The 16,766-nt window shown below is 73.5% G+C and carries 17 protein-coding genes; 13 read left to right on the forward strand and 4 right to left on the reverse strand.

What is annotated here, in order from left to right:
- Nucleotides 1-212 precede the first annotated feature (212 nt).
- Together ACIA8K_RS34315 and ACIA8K_RS34320 are read left to right on the forward strand one after the other, a co-directional pair.
- Nucleotides 213-920 (forward strand): DJ-1/PfpI family protein, encoded by a 708-nt coding sequence (locus tag ACIA8K_RS34315; protein ID WP_396066943.1) that lies wholly within the window; start codon nt 213-215, stop codon nt 918-920.
- A complete protein-coding gene (locus ACIA8K_RS34320) occupies nt 910-1,872 on the forward strand; it encodes a GlxA family transcriptional regulator (RefSeq protein WP_396066945.1) in 963 nt (320 codons plus the stop codon). Before ACIA8K_RS34315 ends, ACIA8K_RS34320 begins: the two co-directional genes overlap by 11 nt.
- 32 nt (nt 1,873-1,904) lie before the next feature.
- Here the strand turns inward: ACIA8K_RS34320 and ACIA8K_RS34325 are convergent, their stop codons facing one another.
- On the reverse strand, nt 1,905-2,738 hold the full coding sequence (locus ACIA8K_RS34325) for a DUF6745 domain-containing protein (RefSeq protein WP_396066947.1): 834 nt from the start codon (nt 2,736-2,738) through the stop codon (nt 1,905-1,907).
- 290 nt (nt 2,739-3,028) lie between these two features.
- Nucleotides 3,029-3,967, reverse strand: a complete 939-nt coding sequence (locus tag ACIA8K_RS34330) for an alpha/beta fold hydrolase (RefSeq protein ID WP_396066949.1) — start codon at nt 3,965-3,967, stop codon at nt 3,029-3,031.
- Nucleotides 3,968-4,030: 63 nt separating this feature from the next.
- Between ACIA8K_RS34330 and ACIA8K_RS34335 the strand changes: the two genes are divergently transcribed.
- Entirely contained in the window at nt 4,031-4,978 is a 948-nt protein-coding gene (locus tag ACIA8K_RS34335) for a helix-turn-helix transcriptional regulator (protein ID WP_396066951.1), read from the forward strand.
- 188 nt (nt 4,979-5,166) lie between these two features.
- Here ACIA8K_RS34335 and ACIA8K_RS34340 read toward each other — a convergent pair whose 3' ends face one another.
- Nucleotides 5,167-6,120 (reverse strand): PaaX family transcriptional regulator C-terminal domain-containing protein, encoded by a 954-nt coding sequence (locus tag ACIA8K_RS34340; RefSeq protein WP_396066954.1) that lies wholly within the window; start codon nt 6,118-6,120, stop codon nt 5,167-5,169.
- A gap of 134 nt (nt 6,121-6,254) precedes the next feature.
- On the opposite strand from ACIA8K_RS34340, the gene ACIA8K_RS34345 reads away from it, so the two are divergent.
- Entirely contained in the window at nt 6,255-7,619 is a 1,365-nt protein-coding gene (locus tag ACIA8K_RS34345; protein WP_396066956.1) for a PHB depolymerase family esterase, read from the forward strand.
- A 9-nt stretch (nt 7,620-7,628) separates the two neighbouring features.
- Here ACIA8K_RS34345 and ACIA8K_RS34350 read toward each other — a convergent pair whose 3' ends face one another.
- Entirely contained in the window at nt 7,629-8,429 is an 801-nt protein-coding gene (locus ACIA8K_RS34350) for a PaaX family transcriptional regulator C-terminal domain-containing protein (RefSeq protein ID WP_396066958.1), read from the reverse strand.
- Nucleotides 8,430-8,526: 97 nt separating this feature from the next.
- On the opposite strand from ACIA8K_RS34350, the gene ACIA8K_RS34355 reads away from it, so the two are divergent.
- From ACIA8K_RS34355 to ACIA8K_RS34395, 9 genes are read left to right on the forward strand one after another with little or no spacing between them, the layout of a single operon-like run.
- The gene (locus ACIA8K_RS34355; protein ID WP_396066961.1) at nt 8,527-9,711 is read left to right on the forward strand and encodes an ABC transporter substrate-binding protein; all 1,185 of its coding nucleotides are present in this window, start codon (nt 8,527-8,529) and stop codon (nt 9,709-9,711) included.
- A complete protein-coding gene (locus ACIA8K_RS34360) occupies nt 9,711-10,499 on the forward strand; it encodes an ABC transporter ATP-binding protein (RefSeq protein WP_396066963.1) in 789 nt (262 codons plus the stop codon). The genes ACIA8K_RS34355 and ACIA8K_RS34360 overlap by 1 nt, the downstream gene beginning before the upstream one ends.
- Nucleotides 10,496-11,167: an ABC transporter ATP-binding protein gene (locus ACIA8K_RS34365; protein ID WP_396066965.1), complete on the forward strand. Its 672-nt coding sequence runs from the start codon at nt 10,496-10,498 to the stop codon at nt 11,165-11,167. Before ACIA8K_RS34360 ends, ACIA8K_RS34365 begins: the two co-directional genes overlap by 4 nt.
- Entirely contained in the window at nt 11,164-12,024 is an 861-nt protein-coding gene (locus ACIA8K_RS34370) for a branched-chain amino acid ABC transporter permease (RefSeq protein ID WP_396066967.1), read from the forward strand. The genes ACIA8K_RS34365 and ACIA8K_RS34370 overlap by 4 nt, the downstream gene beginning before the upstream one ends.
- The gene (locus ACIA8K_RS34375) at nt 12,021-12,977 is read left to right on the forward strand and encodes a branched-chain amino acid ABC transporter permease (RefSeq protein ID WP_396066969.1); all 957 of its coding nucleotides are present in this window, start codon (nt 12,021-12,023) and stop codon (nt 12,975-12,977) included. Before ACIA8K_RS34370 ends, ACIA8K_RS34375 begins: the two co-directional genes overlap by 4 nt.
- Nucleotides 12,974-13,885, forward strand: a complete 912-nt coding sequence (locus ACIA8K_RS34380; RefSeq protein WP_396066971.1) for an SDR family oxidoreductase — start codon at nt 12,974-12,976, stop codon at nt 13,883-13,885. The genes ACIA8K_RS34375 and ACIA8K_RS34380 overlap by 4 nt, the downstream gene beginning before the upstream one ends.
- Nucleotides 13,882-14,751, forward strand: a complete 870-nt coding sequence (locus tag ACIA8K_RS34385) for an amidohydrolase family protein (RefSeq protein WP_396066973.1) — start codon at nt 13,882-13,884, stop codon at nt 14,749-14,751. The genes ACIA8K_RS34380 and ACIA8K_RS34385 overlap by 4 nt, the downstream gene beginning before the upstream one ends.
- Nucleotides 14,744-16,228 (forward strand): long-chain fatty acid--CoA ligase, encoded by a 1,485-nt coding sequence (locus ACIA8K_RS34390; RefSeq protein WP_396066975.1) that lies wholly within the window; start codon nt 14,744-14,746, stop codon nt 16,226-16,228. Before ACIA8K_RS34385 ends, ACIA8K_RS34390 begins: the two co-directional genes overlap by 8 nt.
- Nucleotides 16,225-16,683 carry a MaoC family dehydratase gene (locus ACIA8K_RS34395; RefSeq protein WP_396066977.1) on the forward strand — a complete coding sequence of 153 codons (459 nt, stop codon included), beginning with the start codon at nt 16,225-16,227 and terminating at the stop codon, nt 16,681-16,683. Before ACIA8K_RS34390 ends, ACIA8K_RS34395 begins: the two co-directional genes overlap by 4 nt.
- Nucleotides 16,684-16,766 lie beyond the last annotated feature (83 nt).

The raw sequence follows: 16,766 nt of genomic DNA on the forward strand, positions 1-16,766 counted from the left end.
CCCGCCGCGACGGGATCCACCGCCGCCACGTGATACAACCCTTACGGCTATGCGCGGGAACCACAGCGTCCCGCGGCCCGACCAACCACCCGATGGACTGTGCCCACCCAGGCGGCGGGAAACGGGCGGAGACTGGCGTGCCACCTGCTATCCCCGGGCCGTCGCGGCCGATGAACTGGTGTTCCGCACGCACCGACACCGGGAGCAGAATCATGCGACGCCGAGCCGTTCTCACCGCCACCGCCCTCGCGCCCGCGGCGCTCACCGCCGTTCCGGAATCGGCTCCACCATGGACGGCCGATCGGCCGCTGCGGGTGCAGATGGTGCTCTTCGACGGCGTCGCCGAGCAGGACTTCATCGGGCCGAACGAGGCGCTCACCATCGCCGGCTTCGCGACCGGCGGCGCGGTCACGGCCGGCTACGTCACCGCCGACGGGCCCCGCACCGTCGACGCCCTCGGCGGTACCCGGATCGTCGTGGACCGGGGCTGGTCACCGCGCGACGCCGACCTGCTGCTGGTGCCCGGCGGCGGGCCGACCGGGCCGGACGAGCCCGGCGTCGCCCACGAGATCAAGAAGGGTGAGCTGCCCCGGCGCCTCGCGGCCGCCCGGCGGGCCCGGCTCACCATCGCCTCGGTCTGCACCGGCGCGCTGATTCTCGCCGCCGCCGGTCTGACCCGCGGCCGGCCGTGCAACACCCATCACACGGTACGGGAGCAGCTCGCCGAGTCCGGGGCCGTGCTCAAGGACGCGCGTGTCGTCGACGACGGCGACCTGATCACGTCCGCGGGCAGCACGTCCGGCATCGATCTCGCGTTGCACGTGCTCGACCGCGAGTGCGGCCCGGACGTGGCGGTGATGGTCGCCGGCGTGCTGGAGTTCGAGCCGCGTGGCACGGTGTGGACGGCCCGTGGCCGGTAGACCCCACGTCGTCGCGATCCTGGCACTCGACGGCGTGGTCGGCTTCGACCTCGCCGTACCGTGTCAGGTGTTCGGCAGCGCCCGCCTTGGTGACGGCACCCACCCGTACGACATCAGGGTCTGTGGTCTGCGCACCACGGTCCGGACCAGCGTCTCCGGCGTCAGCCACTACCGGATCGAGGCACCCTACGGGCTGGACGGCGCCGCCGACGCGGACACCGTCGTCATCCCCGGCGTCGCGATGCCGTGGCGGGCGCCGGACGCCGTGCTCGACCTGCTGCGGGCCGCACACGCGCGCGGCGCGCGCACCGTCTCGATCTGCACCGGCGCGTTCGTGCTGGCCCAGGCCGGACTGCTCGACGGCCGCCGCGCCACCACTCACTGGTGGGCCGCGCCCGACCTGGCCCGCCGGCATCCGGCCGTGGACGTGGACGCCGCATCGCTGTTCACCGGCGACGGGCGGGTGTTCACCTCGGCCGGCGTCGCGGCCGGCCTCGACCTCTGCCTGCACCTGGTGCGACGCGACCTCGGTGCGGAGGTCGCCGCCCGTACCGCCGGATTCGTGGTCATGGCGCCGGTCCGGGACGGCGACCAGGCCCAGTTCGTCGACCACGGACCGGCCGGCGCTGACGGCTCGCTCGCGCGCACACTCGACTGGCTGGACACGCACGCCGCGGACGACGTCACGGTCGCCGACATCGCCCGGCACGCCCGCCTCAGCGCCCGGACGCTCACCCGCCGCTTCCGCGAACAGACCGGCACCACGCCGCTGGCCTGGCTGCACACCCGCCGCCTGCACCTGGCCCGCCGTCTGCTGGAGACCACCGACCTGCCGGTCCCGGTGATCGCCGCGCAGAGCGGCCACGGGTCCGCCACCGCGCTGCGCGCCCACTTCCGGCGGGCGCTGCGCACCAGCCCGGACCGCTATCGCCGTGCCTTCGGCGAGCGGTGACGGGGACACGGCGACGAGGGCGCCACCGGTCGTCACGGCCCGGCGTGCGGTATGCCGTGGCGGACTTCGTAGGCCGAGCCGTCGGCGAACACCAGGGCCGGGCCGTCGTCGCGGTGCAGGCGGTGCGCCTCGCCCCGCGCTATGACCTGGAATCCGCGGACGTCCTCCGGCTCGACCGACATCAAGACCGGCCGGCGCGACACCACGCACACGTCGGTGCGCGGCCACCACCAGCCGGCGCCGCAGCGGCCCAGGTCGGCGATCTGGCCGAAGTACCGCACGTAGCCGGGCGCGTCCTCCGGCGGACCCAGCAGACCCAGCCGCAGTACCGCATCGTAGAAGCCGACCCACGTCGCGGCGGTCCACGCCTCGCAGGGCGCGGGCACCGACCGGTCGGAGCGCACCGCCTCGCGCACCGACCACCGCAGCCGCGCGTCGGCCTCGTAGCCGTGGGCGCCCTCCACCGGTGGCGCGTACCAGTCGTGAACGGTGACGCCGAACGGCGCGGCGATGTCCGCGAGGAGGTCGACGTCGACGTCTTCGAGGTCGAAACCGGCCTGGTGCAGCAGGGCCGCGTCGATCGCGATCACGTGCCGCGGGTCCGCCCAACCGGTGATGCCCTGGGGCTGATCTTTCCTGGGCAGGACGCCGCCGGCCCGCTCACCGAGATCGTCCAGCAGCCGCGCCGCCTCGCGCGGTGAGTCGACCCAGGCGATCCGTGGCGCCGGGGTCTCCAGATCCTCGTAGACCGACCGGATCACCGCCTCGGTCGCCTCCCGGTCCAGCGGCCTGGACACCGCGGCCGCCGCCCGCCAGTCCCGCGCCAGCCCGGTCACCAACTCGGCCTGCTCCGCGTTCAGCCTCATCCCACGAGGCTTCCACAGCACCGCAAGAGCCCGGCGCTCCGAACGTCGCGATCGGGCGGACCGGGCCGCGGCCAGGCACCGATGCATCGCCCAGGCTCGCGCTGCCGCTCGCCGCGGCCCGCGACCGCATCGTGCGCCACGGTCCGGCGCGCGGTCCGTCCTGGCGTGGGACGGACCGCTCAGACGGTGGGACGGCGCACCCTCGCGGCGCAATCAACCCGCGAGGCGTGACCAGCGACTACAGTCCGAGAGCCGGCAGCGGACCGGGATGTGGATCTCCCGCGGGGATGCTAGGCGGCATCCCGCCGGCCCAGCCATCGCAGAATCACCTCGGTCGTTTCCCGCGGCTTCTCCTGCTGGATCCAGTGACCGCAGTCCAGACTGACCACCTCCACATTGGGTACGAATTCCGTCAGCCTTTCAGACCTGGCGACCGTGTCGCGGTCGCCGTAGATCATGAGGGTGGGCTGGCGGATGATCGGGTCCACGTCCGCGAGCAGGTGCCAGTTGCGGTCCAGGTTCCGGTACCAGTTGATGCCGCCGGTGAACCCCGCCGAGGCGAAGGCGGAGACGAAGACCGCCAGTTCGCCGTCGCTCATGACCGGCTCACCGAGTGGGGTCTCCGCCCTGGCAAGGTTGATCAACGCATTGCCCGGCGCGGGCTCCGCGAGAGGCACGTTCTTCCGATACAGGTTCCGCAGGAACTGGAACGTGTGCTCCTCGAACACGGCGTCCGCGACGCCCGGCTGTCTGTTGAAGTGGACGAAGTAGAAGTCGCTGCCGAGGACGGCCTCCATGCCCTCGATCCAGGGCGTCTCCCCGCGTTCGAGGTACGGCAGGCTCAGGTTGATCACCTTGTTGACCCGGTGTGGGTGCAACAGGGTCAGGCCCCACACGACGGCGGCACCCCAGTCATGGCCGACGAAGGTGGCATCGGCGTACCCGTAGTGGTCGAGCAGTGCGACGAGGTCACCCGACAGGTGTGCGATGTCGTAGTCGGTGACGTGGGCCGGGCGGGACGAGCTGCCGTAACCGCGCTGGTTCGGGACGATGACGTGGTAGCCGGCCGCCGCGAGCGCGGGCATCTGATGACGCCAGGAGAAGGCGTGCTCCGGCCAGCCGTGACAGAGCACGATGGGGTTCCCCGCGTTCTCCCGGCCGGCTTCGAAGACTTCGAGTTCCACACCGTTTACCGAAACGCGGGTGGGCTCGGGAAAATCGATTGTCATGCCGGCATCGTGCCTAGCTAAACCGGTCACCTCCTGACCGGTTTCTGCGGAAGAGTTGCCGGAGTGCGAGCCGACCGGTTGATGGCCATCCTCCTGCTGCTGCAACAACGCGAGCAGGTGACAGCGGCGGAGGTCGCCCGGGAGCTGGAGATCTCCGAGCGCACCGCCCGCCGCGACCTCGACGCCCTCGGCATGGCCGGCGTCCCGGTCTACTCCATGCAGGGCCGAGGTGGCGGCTGGCGTCTCGTGGGCGGCGCCCGCACCGACCTGTCCGGGCTGACCGCGGGGGAGGCCCGCGCGCTGTTCCTGGTCGCCGGCCCCGCCTCGTCCGCGACGCCGGCCGTGAAAGCGGCGCTGCGCAAGCTCGTCCGCGCCCTGCCGGAGCCGTTCCGGGCGCAGGCCGAGGCGGCCGCGTCGTCGCTCGTCCTGGACCCGCAACGCTGGGGGTCGAGCCGGATCGAACCCCGGCCGCCCCGATTCCTCGACGACCTCCAGGACGCGGTGATCCGCGGCGCCCAGGTCCGGCTCGGCTACGTCGACCGCGAAGGCGCCGCCACCGAGCGCATCGTCCATCCGCTGGGCATCGTCGCCAAAGGCCCGTCGTGGTACCTCATCGCCACGACCGGGGCCGGTCGGCGGACCTTCCGCATCGACCGCGTGTCCTCCGTCGACCCGACCGGCGATCCCGTGCACCGGCCCGAGGACTTCGACCTCGCCGAGAGCTGGCGCGCGATCGCGGACGAGGTCGACCGCAGACGAACGCCGATCGAGGCCCGGGCGGTGTGCACGCCCGGCGGGATGAGCGTGCTCCGGATCGGGTTCGGCAGCCGGCTCGAGGTGGGAGGCTCCAGGGCCGACGGCCGCATCGAGGTCGTGATCCGCGGCAACGACGAGTACAAACTCGCCGGCGAGCTCGCCGGGCTTGTCGAATGGATCGAGGTCACCGGCCCTCCGGCTGTACGCGACCACCTGGCCGCGATCGGCAAGACGCTCGTCGCGCGATACGGCTGAGGGCGGGCGCGGACGTCGTGCGGCGGAGTCTTCCGCAGCGGTGCCCAGGCATCGAGACCTGTCCCGGGGTGCTGCACCGCCTGCACCGCACCCGTCGGCGCCGGTACGCCATCGGCGATCCGGGGTCGCGGTGGCGCTTGTGGACGGACGGCCCGCATCTGGAGGAGAGAGCACAGACGCGGGCCGCTCTAGACTGTGTCGCCGGTCAGCAGTTCCGCGACGGTGTGCACGCTGACGCCGCCCACCACGCCGCCTCCCGCGCGGGTGGACACGGCCAGGACGTGGGCCAGCGCCGGTGCGGCGAGGCCGTCGTAGATCGCGGCGAACACGTCGCGGGCGCGGTCGCGGGGCCAGCCGGCCGGCATCATCCGGGTGGGCAGCCGGGGGTCGAGCATCAGGAACCGGCGGTACGTCTCCATCACGGCGGTGCGTTCCCGCAGGGCCTCGGCGCCGGTGACGGCGCCGTCCCTGACGCGGGGCAGCAGCGGGCTCCACCGGGTGACGAATGCCTCGTACCGGTCGCCGATGCCGGCCAGGTCCCAGGCCTGCAGCGGATCGCGGCCGAGGTGGCCGGCCGGGGCGAGGCTCCGGGCGCGGAAGACGGTCAGCGCGCCGCGGCCGATCCCCTCGACCGCCGCGAGGTCGTGCTCGGGGTGGCCGTGCGGGGAGATCCAGAGCCCGTCGTAGAGCGGTGCGTATCCGAGCCAGCGGAGCCGCCCGCGCAACGACCGCCGTGCGGCGTCGCCGGCCTGGGGCAGCGAGAACGCGATGAGCGTCCACAAGCCGTCCCACGACTCGGCCTTGACGGTGAGGCCGACCACGGCGCGGCCGCCGACGGTGAGCGCGGCGGCGGCCGGGGCGGTCAGGCCGTAGGAGGTGTGGCGCCCCTGCCGGGTGCCCTCGATCATGCCGCGGCGGGCGAGCCGGCTGATCGCGGCGCGGGCACCGCCGGGGGTCACACCGGCCTCGGCGAGCAGGGCCACGATCACCGCGGACGGAAGCCGGGCGCGGGTACGCAGGGTGTAGTCGGCGAGCAGCGTCACGGTGAGCCCCTGCGGGGCGAGGCCGTTCTGCGCGCGGGGGAGCCGGGCCACGGTCGCGTCGTACCCCGGCAGCAGTTCGGCGAGGTCGAGCGGTGGCATCACTGGCGGCTCCGGTGCGGCGGGGACAGCAGCACTCTACAGGCATATTGATGCTTGACACTTTTTCGTCCCGGAAGGACATTCATAGACGCACGTCATTGTCTTACCCGCACCTCGGATCGAGGAGTCGCCTCATGAGAACCGCCCGCACCAGGCTCGGCACCCTGGCGGTCGCGCTGACCGCCGGAGTCGCGGCCGTCCTCGCCCTGGCACCGGCCGGCCCGGCCGCCGCCGCATCGCTGCAGGAGGTCACCGCCTTCGGCGACAACCCCGGCGGCATGCGCATGCACCTCTACCTGCCGGACCAGCGCCCGGCCAACCCGGCGATCGTGGTCGCCATGCACGGCTGCGGCGGCTCCGGCCCGGGGTTCTACTCCGGAAGCGAGTTCGCCCGCCTGGCCGACCAGCACGGCTTCATCGTCATCTACCCCTCGGCCACCCAGCAGGCCGGCTTCGGCAACTGCTTCGACACCTGGTCGCCCGCGTCCAAGCGGCGCGGCGGCGGCAGCGACCCGGTCTCGATCGTCTCGATGGTCAACTACGTGCAGCGCCAGCACGGCGGCGACCCGAACCGGGTGTACGCCACCGGCAGCTCGTCCGGCGGGATGATGACCCAGCACATGCTGGCGCTCTACCCCGACGTGTTCAAGGCGGGCGCGTCGTTCATGGGCGTGCCGTTCGACTGCTTCGCCGGCGCGTCCGACTACCCGCCGGGCGCCAGCCGCTGCACCGGCGGCAGCATGGACCGCACGCCGCAGCAGTGGGGCGACGCCGTCCGGCAGGCCTACCCGGGCTACTCCGGGCCGCGCCCGCGCATCCAGCTCTGGCACGGCACCAACGACACGCTCGTGCCGTACTCGCTGCTCACCGAGTCGATCGAGCAGTGGACGAACGTCTTCGGGCTCAGCCAGACGCCGAGCTCCACCGACACGCCGCAGAACGGCTGGAACCGCCGCCGGTACGCCGACGCGTCCGGGACCGTGCAGGTCGAGGCGTACAGCATCGCCGGCGCCGGGCACACGCTGCCGTCGACGGGCATGGCGGCGCAGGCCGTCGCGTTCTTCGGGCTGACCGGCACCGCCCCGACCAGCCCGCCGGCCACGCCGACGCCGACGTCCACACCGACGTCCACACCGACGTCCACACCGACGCCGCCGGTCACGCCGACCCCGCCGCCGGCCGGCGCCTGCCGGGTGGGCTACACGGTCAACTCCTGGCCCAGCGGGCTGACCGCCGGCATCACCGTCACCAACACTGGCACGACCGCGGTCAACGGCTGGACGCTGGCGTTCACGCTGCCCTCCGGCCAGAGCATCACCTCCGGCTGGAACGCCACCTTCAGCCCGGCCAGCGGCGCGGTGACCGCCCGGAACGTCTCCTACAACGCGTCGCTGCCACCGGGCGCCTCGACCGGGCTCGGCTTCCAGGCCACCCACACCGGCGACACCGGCCGGCCCGCCGCGTTCACGCTCAACGGCGCGGCCTGCACTGTCGCCTGAGGAGCCGCCTCACGCGCCGGCCGGGGTGTCCGGCCGCAGGTCGAGCAGGCCCGCGGCGACCGCCCTGGCCGGCGCGCCGAGCGTCGTCTCCAGCTCCTGGAACACCTTCTGCGCCCGTACCCCCGGCCAGTCGTGGGGCAGGTGGGCGACGGGCAGCCGCGGGTCGTTGCGGATCACGTCGTGCCACTCGGCGATCAGCCGCAGTCGCGCGGCGAACGGGTCGGCCGGTACCTGACCGTCCCAGCGGGCCAGGAACGCCTCGTACCGGGCGGCCAGGCCGGGCAGGTCGTAGGCGTCGCCGATCATGGAGGTGACATCGGTCAGCTCGTCGGCCCGCGCCCGGAAGACCCGCACGTGCGCGGCCAGGCCCAGCCCGGCCACGATCTCCGCGGTCGCGGCGTGCCCGGGCGCGATCCACAGGCCGCCCTGCAGCGGCCCGAAGCCGGCCCAGGCGAGCTGGGAGCGCAGGTCGTGCCGCTGGCGCTGCCACGACTCGGGAAGCGAGAAGCACAGCAGCGTCCAGGTGCCGTCCCAATCGTCGTTGACCGCGCCGGCGCGCCAGATGCGGGCGCGGCCGTCGCGCAGCACCGCCGTGGACCTGTCGGTGAGCCCGACGTACATCCGGCGGCCGTGCCGGCGGCGGCGCAGCAGGTCACGTGCGGCCATCCGGGTCAGGGTGGAGCGGGCGGCGTGCGCGGACACGCCGAGCCGGCCGAGGGCGTCGACCACGCTGCCGGAGAAGACGCACACCTCCCGGTCCAGCACGAAGTCGCCGAGCAGCATGAGCAGCAGGGTCTGCGGTGTGGTCAACGAGCACGACTCCGATGTTGGGCAGAATATTGACGGCCGTCAGCAAAGAGCCTAGCTTCGATGAAACGCTCCCGAAACGAATACCTGGGAGGAACCCGTGCGCAACCCCGTGCCGCTCCTCGCCACCCTGACCCTCACGATCGCCGTCGCCGGTTGCGGCTCCACCGGCGACAGCGGCGGCGACGAGCCCATCCGGATCGGTCAGATCGTCTCGCTCACCGGCAACTACTCGCCGCTGGGCAGTGAGAACCAGAAGTCCGTCGCGCTCGCCGTCGACCGGATCAACACCGCCGGCGGCATCGGCGGGCGCCGCATTGAGCTGACGGTGCGCGACGACAAGAGCGCCCCCGACCAGGCGGTGCTCGCCTTCAACGAGCTCAAGGGCGACTCCGACGCGATCATCGGCTCGCCGTTCTCCAACTCCGCGCTCGCCGTCATCCCGCTCGTCGACCGCGAGGAGATCCCCTACATCTCGCTGACCCCGGCGGACGAGCAGGTCGACCCCGTCCACCCGTGGGTGTTCGTGGTGCCGGCGACCTCGGCCACCTACGCCCAGGCGACGCTCGAATACCTCAAGGTAACCGGCATCAGCCGGCTCGCGGTCGCCTACGACGGCCGCAGCAGTTACGCCGCCGCCGGTTTCAAAGGCCTGCAAACACGATCCGGTGGGTACGGCGTGAGCCTCGCCCCCACCGAGGAGTTCCAGACGAGCGCCACCGAGTTCGGTGCGGTCTTCACCCACGTGCGCTCGTCCGACGCGCAGGCGCTGATGGTCTGGGCCACCGGACCGCCGGCCGTCGCGCTCACCAAGCAGTACTCCACCGCCGGTCTGGATCTCCCGCTGATCCTCACCGGCGCCCAGGCCAGCAAGCTCTTCCTTGACCCGGCCGGCCCGGCCGCCGAGGGCGTCACGATCGCGCACTCGATCGGCGTGGCCGGCGCCGCCCTGCCCGCCGGTGAGCTGAAGACCGCGGTGGACGAGCTGACCACCGCGTTCACCCAGGCGCACGGCTACCCGCCGCCGCAGTTCGCCCAGGACGGCTGGAGCGGCGTCAAGCTCCTGGCGGCCGCCGTCGAGAAGGCCGGCGGCACCGACCGCGCGAAGGTGCGCGACGCGCTTGAGGGCCTGACCCTCACCACGCCGAACGGCGTCTACCGCTACTCGGCCACCGACCACAGTGGGCTGACGACCGACTTCATCGCGATCAGCACGGTCCGCGGCGGTGCCTTCGTGCCCACCGGCTACTCCGCGGCCCGGCTGGCCTCGATCGGCGGCAGGTGATGGCGGCCGGCGCCGCCCTCGACGTCGCAGGCCTCGCCCGCGCGTTCGGCGGGGTCTACGCGGTGCGCGACACGCACCTGAGCGTCGCGCCGGGGGAGTTGCGTGCCGTGATCGGGCCGAACGGGGCGGGTAAGACCACGCTGTTCGCGCTGATCGGCGGCCAGCTCGCGGCGGACGCCGGTGCGGTGCGCCTCGATGGGCGGCGCATCGACCGGCTCCCGCCGTACCGCCGGGCGGGGTTGGGTGTGGCTGTGGTGTTTCAGGCCGCAAGGATCTTCACCGGCCTGACCACCAGGGAGAACGTGATGGTCGGCGCGCACGCCACCACGAGTGCCGGCTTCGTGGCGGCGGCGCTGCGGCTGCCCGCCCACCACCGGCAGGAGCGGCTGATCCGGGACCGCGCCGACGAGTGCCTGGCCCGCACCGGCCTCACCCGGTGGGCGGACCGGCCCGCCGGCGAGCTGCCCCTCGGCCAGCAGCGCGCCCTGCAACTGGCCCGTGCGCTGTGCGGAGCGCCCCGGCTGCTGCTGCTCGACGAGCCCGCCTCCGGGCTGCGGGCGGCCGAGCGGGAGCGGCTGGCCGAGCTGGTGGCGTCGTTGCGGGCCGAGGGGCTCACCATCCTGCTCGTCGAGCATGACGTGGCGTTCGTGATGAGGCTGGCCGACCGGATCACCGTGCTCGATCTGGGCCGGGTCATCGCCGACGGCCCGCCTGCCGAGGTCCGCGCGGACCCGGCCGTGATCGCCGCCTACCTCGGTTCCACAGCTGATCGCCGGGCCGCGGCATGAGCGCCGTCCTGGAGGTCCGTGACCTGACCGTGCGCTACGCGGGCGCCACCGCGCTCGACGATGTGTCGCTCACCGTGTCCGCCGGGGAGCGGGTCGCGCTGATCGGGGCGAACGGCGCCGGCAAGACCACACTTGTCCGCGCGGTCTCCGGCCTGGTCCGCCCGGCCGCCGGCACGGTGACGGTGCACGGCCGGCTGGCGCAGGTGCCCGAGGGCCGGGAGGTCTTCGGTGACCTCACCGTCGACGACAACCTCCGGCTGGGCGGCTGGCGCAACGGCCGCCGGGGCCGGGACACCGCGGCGATCTACGAGCTGTTCCCGGGCCTGTCCGGGTTGCGGCGGCGGCGCGCCGGCACGCTCTCCGGCGGTCAGCAGCAGATGGTGGCGATCGGCCGGGCGCTGATGGCCCGCCCGGACGTGCTCGTCATCGACGAGCTGAGCCTCGGCCTGGCCCCGCTCGCCGTCGAGGAGATCACCGGCCACCTGCGCGCGCTGGATCTGGCGCTGCTGCTGATCGAGCAGAACGCGCGGCTCGCGCTCGAGTTGTGCGACCGCGGCTACGTGCTCGAGGCGGGCCGGCTGGCACTGACCGGCGACGCCGCCGCGCTGGCCGCCGACCCCCGGGTCGCCGCCGCCTACCTGGGCGGGCACGTGGCGGTGACGCCGTGACGGACCTGATCGGCTACCTGGTCACCGGGCTCGGCCTCGGCGCGGGGTTCGCGCTCGTCGGCAGCGGGCTTGTGGTGATCTACCGGGTCACCCGGGTGGTCAACTTCGCGCAGGGCGCGCTCGCGGTGCTTGCCGCGATGCTCACCGCGTCGCTGCTGTCCGCCGGGCTGCCGCACGGGGCCGCGGAGGCGCTCGGGGTGCTGGCCGGGGCGGCCGCCGGGCTGCTGGCCGGCGTGGTGGCGATCGGCCGGCCGGGCACCGCGCCGGGCGCGTCGCTGATCGTCACGCTCGGCCTGGGGCTGCTGGCCTACGCGGTGGAGATCCTCATCTGGGGTGACCAGCCGCGCTCGTTCGCGGGGCTGGGCGGCGCGGTCGAGGTGGCCGGTGCCCGGGTGCAGGCGCACTACCTGCTGATCGTCGCGGTCACCGTCCCGGTGTTCACGGCGCTGGCACTGTTCTTCGCGCGCACCGATCTGGGCAAGGCGCTGTCGGCGTGCGCGTCCAACCCGTACGCGGCCCGGGTCGTCGGCATCGACGTGCGCCGGATGGGGCTGCTGTCCTTCGCGCTCGGCGGCGCGCTGGGCGGTCTGGCCGGGGTGCTTACCACGCCGGTGCAGCAGGTGACCTTCGACAGCGACGTGGCGCTGATCGTCAACGGGTTCGCCGCGGCGGTGCTCGGCGGGCTCACCCGGCCGGGCGTCGCGCTCGCCGGCGGGCTGCTGCTCGGGGTGGCGCAGACGGTCGTGGCCGGTTACGGCGGCGGCGCGTACCGGCTGGAGGTGGCCCTCGTGGTGCTGCTGGCCGTGATGATCGCGCAGGCCGTGCGCACCCCGCCGGTGCAGGAGGCGGCCGCATGAGGGCGGGCTGGATCGCGGCGGGACTGCTGGCGCTCGCCGCGCCGGTGCTGCTGCCGCAGCGGCACCTGGCGGTCTACGTGCTGCTGGCCCTCACCGCGGCGGTCGCGGTCGGCGTGTCGATGCTGATGGGGTACGCCGGGCAGGTCTCGCTCGGCCAGGCGTCGTTCTACGCCATCGGCGCGTACGCCGCAGGCCTGCTCGCCGTGCACGGGCTGCCGCCGCTGCTCGGGCTGCTGGCCGCCCCGCTCGTCGCCGCCGCGGCCGCGCTGCTCGTCGGCGCGCCGCTGCTGCGCCTGCGCGGGCACCACCTGGCCTTCGCCACCCTGGCCATGCAGCTGATCCTGCTCGGGCTGCTCAGCCGCGGCGAGTGGGCCGGGGGCGCGATCGGCCTGCAGGGCATCCCCCGGTTCTCGGTGGCCGGCGTGCAGGTGCGCGACGACGTCGGCTACGCGTACCTGGCGCTTGCCGTGCTGGCACTGGTGATGCTGATCTACCGCAACGTGGTCGTCTCCCGGGTCGGCCGGGCGCTGCGGGCCGCCGCCACCGGGGAGGCCGCCGCGGCCGCCTGCGGGGTGCCGGTCGGCCGCTACCGGCTGGCGGTCTTCGCACTCTCCGCCGCGTTCGCCGGGCTGGCCGGCGGCGTCTACGCGTTCTACCTCGGCTACCTGTCGCCGGGCTCGTTCCCGGTGCTGCTGTCAATCGAGTTCGTGGTGATGGCGGCCGTCGGCGGCCTGGGCACCATCGCCGGCCCGCTGGTCGGCGCCACCGTGATCACGCTGCTGGTGCAGGCGCTGACCGTGCTGGGAACCCAGCCCGGCATGCCCGGGTACGCCCCGGCGGTGCTCTCCTACGCCGTCTACGGCCTCGTCCTCGTCGTCGCGGTGCTCTACCTGCCGCGCGGCATCGTCCCGTCCGTCCACGGCGCACTGCGCATCCCGAGGAGGAAGTCGTGAATCTCAGCGGCAGGGTGGTCATCGTGACCGGTGCCGGTCGCGGGCTCGGCCTGGCCTACGCGCGGGCGCTCGGCGCGGCCGGCGCGGCGGTAGTGGTCAACGACGCCGACGAGTCGAGCGCGGCCGCGGCGGCCGGCGAGATCGAGGCGGCGGGCGGCCGGGCGGTCGCAGTGCCCGGCGCGGTCGGGCCGGGCGAGGTGGCGGAGGAGCTGGTCGCGCGGGCGGTGGCCACGTTCGGCAGGCTGGACGCGCTGGTCACCAACGCGGGCGTGCTGCGCGACCGGATCCTGTGGAAGATGACCGACGACGAGTTCGACGAGGTGGTCGCCGTGCACCTGCGCGGCACGTTCACCTGTGTGCGGGCGGCCGTACGGCGGTTGCGGGCGCAGGGCGAGGGCGGGCGGATCATCACCGTCGGCTCCCCGGCCGGTCAGCGCGGCAACCCGGGGCAGACGAACTACTCCGCGGCCAAGGCGGCGATCGTCGGGATGACGCGCACCTGGGCGCTCGAGTGCGCCCGGGACCGGATCACAGTCAACGCGGTCGTGCCGGTCGCCGCGACCGCGATGACCGCGACGATCCCCGCGTTCGCCCCGCACGTGAGCGCCTGGCAGGAGCGGGGGGTGCCGCTGCCGGCCTGGCTGCGCGCCGGGGAGGGGTTCGGCACCGTCGAGGACGCGGCCGGGCTCGTGGTCTTCCTCGCCTCCGCGGCCTCGGACGGGGTGACCGGCCAGGCGATCGGGATCGGCGGCGACCGGCTGACGCTCTGGACGCATCCGGCGGAGGCGGTGGCCGCGCACCGGGACGGCGGCTGGGACGCCGACGCGATCGCCGGGGTGTGGGAGCCGGTGTTCGGGGCGGCCGCGCAGCCGGTGGGGATCCCGGCACCCCGGGAGCCGCGGTCATGAGCGACCTCGCCGCGATCGACATGCACGTGCACGTCGAGGTGTCGGCGGACGGGCACCCGTCGCTGCCGGAGCACCTGATGGCCGCGTCGGCGGCGTACTTCAAGGTGGCCGGCGGGGCACGGCAGCCGGGGGTGGACGAGATCGCCGCCTACTACCGGGAGCGCCGGATGGCAGCCGTCGTCTTCACCGTCGACGCGGAGACCGCCACCGGGCATCCGCCGATCTCCAGCGAGGAGATCGCCGACGCGTGCGCGAAACACGCCGGCACGCTGATCCCGTTCGGAAGCGTCGATCCGTGGCGCGGGCGGGCGGCGGTGCGGCAGGCCCGTGGACTCGTCGAGCGGCACGGGGTGCGCGGCTTCAAGTTCCATCCGAGCCTGCAGGCCTTCGCCGTCAACGACCGCAGGGCGTACCCCCTGTATGCGGAGCTTGAAGCTCTGGGGGTGATCGCGTTGTTCCACAGTGGGCAGACCGGGATCGGCGCGGGCACGCCGGGCGGCTCGGGGATCCGGCTGCGGTACGCGAACCCGCTCGACCTCGACGACGTGGCCGCGGACTTCCCGGATCTGCGGATCGTCATCGCGCACCCGTCGTTCCCCTGGCAGGACGAGGCGCTCGCGGTGGCCACCCACAAGCCGAACGTGTACATCGACCTGTCCGGCTGGTCGCCGAAGTACTTCCCGCCGCAGCTCGTCCGCTACGCCAACACGCTGCTGTCCGACCGGGTGCTGTTCGGCTCGGACTTCCCGGTGCTGACACCCGACCGCTGGCTCGCCGACTTCGCCGCGCTCGACATCAAGCCTGAGGTGCGGCCGAAGATCCTGCGCGACAACGCGGCCCGGCTGCTCGGACTCGCCGATGCGTAACCAGGGCGTCGGCTCGTGGGCGGCCCGCCGGGCCCGGATGGCCCCGGACCGGATCGCGCTGATCCACGATGGATTGTCGCACACCTACGGTGAGGTGGCCGCCCGTGCCAACGCGCTGGCGCACCGGCTGGCCGCGCTCGGCGTGGGCCGCGGTGACCGGGTCGCCCACCTCGGGCCGAACCATCCCGCGTTCCTCGACGCGCTGTTCGCCACCGGGCTGCTCGGGGCCGTGTTCGTGCCGCTCAACACCCGGCTGGCCGCGCCCGAGCTGGACTACATCATCGACGACTGCGGCGCGCGGGTGCTGCTCTTCTCGCCCGGCTGCGAGACGACTGTGACACGGCTCGGCGCGGCGGTGCGGGCCGTACCGATCGACTCGGGGTCGGTTGTGGACTCCGCGCCTGTCGACATCGAGGTCACCGGCGCCGAGACCTGCATGATCATGTACACCTCGGGGACCACCGGGCGGCCCAAGGGCGCCATGCTCACCCACGCCAACATCGCCTGGAACTGCGTCAACCTGCTCATCGACGTCGACCTCACCTCCGACGAGATCACCCTGGTCAGCGCGCCGATGTTCCACGTCGCCGCGCTCAACCAGACGGTGCTGCCGACCTTCCTCAAGGGCGGTGCCTGCGTGCTGACCGGCGGGTTCGACCCGGAGGCGACGCTCGACCTGATCGCCGCGCACCGGGTGACCTGCCTGTTCGGCGTGCCCGCGATGTTCGCCACGATCGCCCGCTCACCGCGGTTCGGCACCGCCGACCTCCGCTCGGTCCGGTCGCTGCTCTGCGGCGGCGCACCGGTCCCGGAGCCGCTGATCGCCACCTACCAGCGGCGTGGACTGACATTCCTCCAGGGGTACGGGATGACCGAGTGCTCGCCCGGCGCACTGTTCCTGCGCGCGCCGGAGAGCGTGCGCAAGGCCGGATCGGCGGGCACTCCCGTGTTCTTCGGCGATGTGCGGGTGAGCACCCCCGACGGCGCCGACGCCCCGCCCGGCGAGACCGGGGAGATCCTGGTGCGGGGACCGGCGGTGATGGCCGGCTACTGGGGGCTGCCAGGCGAGACCCGCGCGGCGCTCGGCGACGACGGCTGGCTGCGCACCGGCGACCTGGCCGTCACCGACACCGACGGCTTCGTCTACGTCCGCGACCGGATCAAGGACATGATCATCTCGGGTGGGGAGAACATCTACCCGGCTGAGGTGGAGTCCGCGCTGCTCGCCCACCCGGCCGTCGCCGAGTGCGCCGTCATCGGCGTGCCCGACGCGCGCTGGGGTGAGGTCGGCCGGGCGTTCGTGGTCCCCGCCGCCCCGGTGGAGGCCGCCGAGCTGCTCGCCTTCCTCGACGGCCGGATCGCCCGCTACAAGATCCCGAAGTCAGTCGTGTTCGCCGAGGCCCTGCCGCGTACCGCCTCCGGCAAGGTCGTCAAGGCGCGGTTGCGCGCGCCCGCATCCGATCGGAGAGAGCCATGACCACAGTCCGCACGCTCGGCGAACTCGCCGGAACCGCCGGGCTCGACCTCGGCCACAGCGACTGGATCGAGGTCACCCAGCAGCGGATCGACACCTTCGCCGACGCCACCGGAGACCACCAGTGGATCCACGTCGACCCGGTACGGGCGGCGGCCGGCCCGTTCGGCGGGACCATCGCGCACGGCTACCTGACACTGGCCCTGGTCATCCCACTGTGGACATCCCTGCTGGTAATCGAGGACGTGGGGATGGCCGTCAACTACGGCCTCAACAAGGTGCGGTTCCCCTCCCCGGTCCCCGCCGGGTCGAAGGTGCGGCTGCACGCGGCCGTCCTGGGGGCCCGGGAGGTGGCGGGCGACGGCGTGGAGCTCACGGTGGCGATGACCGTCCACCGCGAGGGGGCCGCGAAACCGGCGGTGGCGGCCGAGGCCGTCTACCGGTACCACCCGCGCTGAGCCGCAGGCAGCAGCGCACCCGATTCCGCGGAGCCGGGGTGGCGTCGCAGATCCGCCGGGTGCACTCTCAGAGCCTGGGGGAG

The organism is Catenuloplanes sp. NPDC051500, assembly GCF_044454585.1.
Taxonomy (GTDB): domain Bacteria; phylum Actinomycetota; class Actinomycetes; order Mycobacteriales; family Micromonosporaceae; genus Catenuloplanes.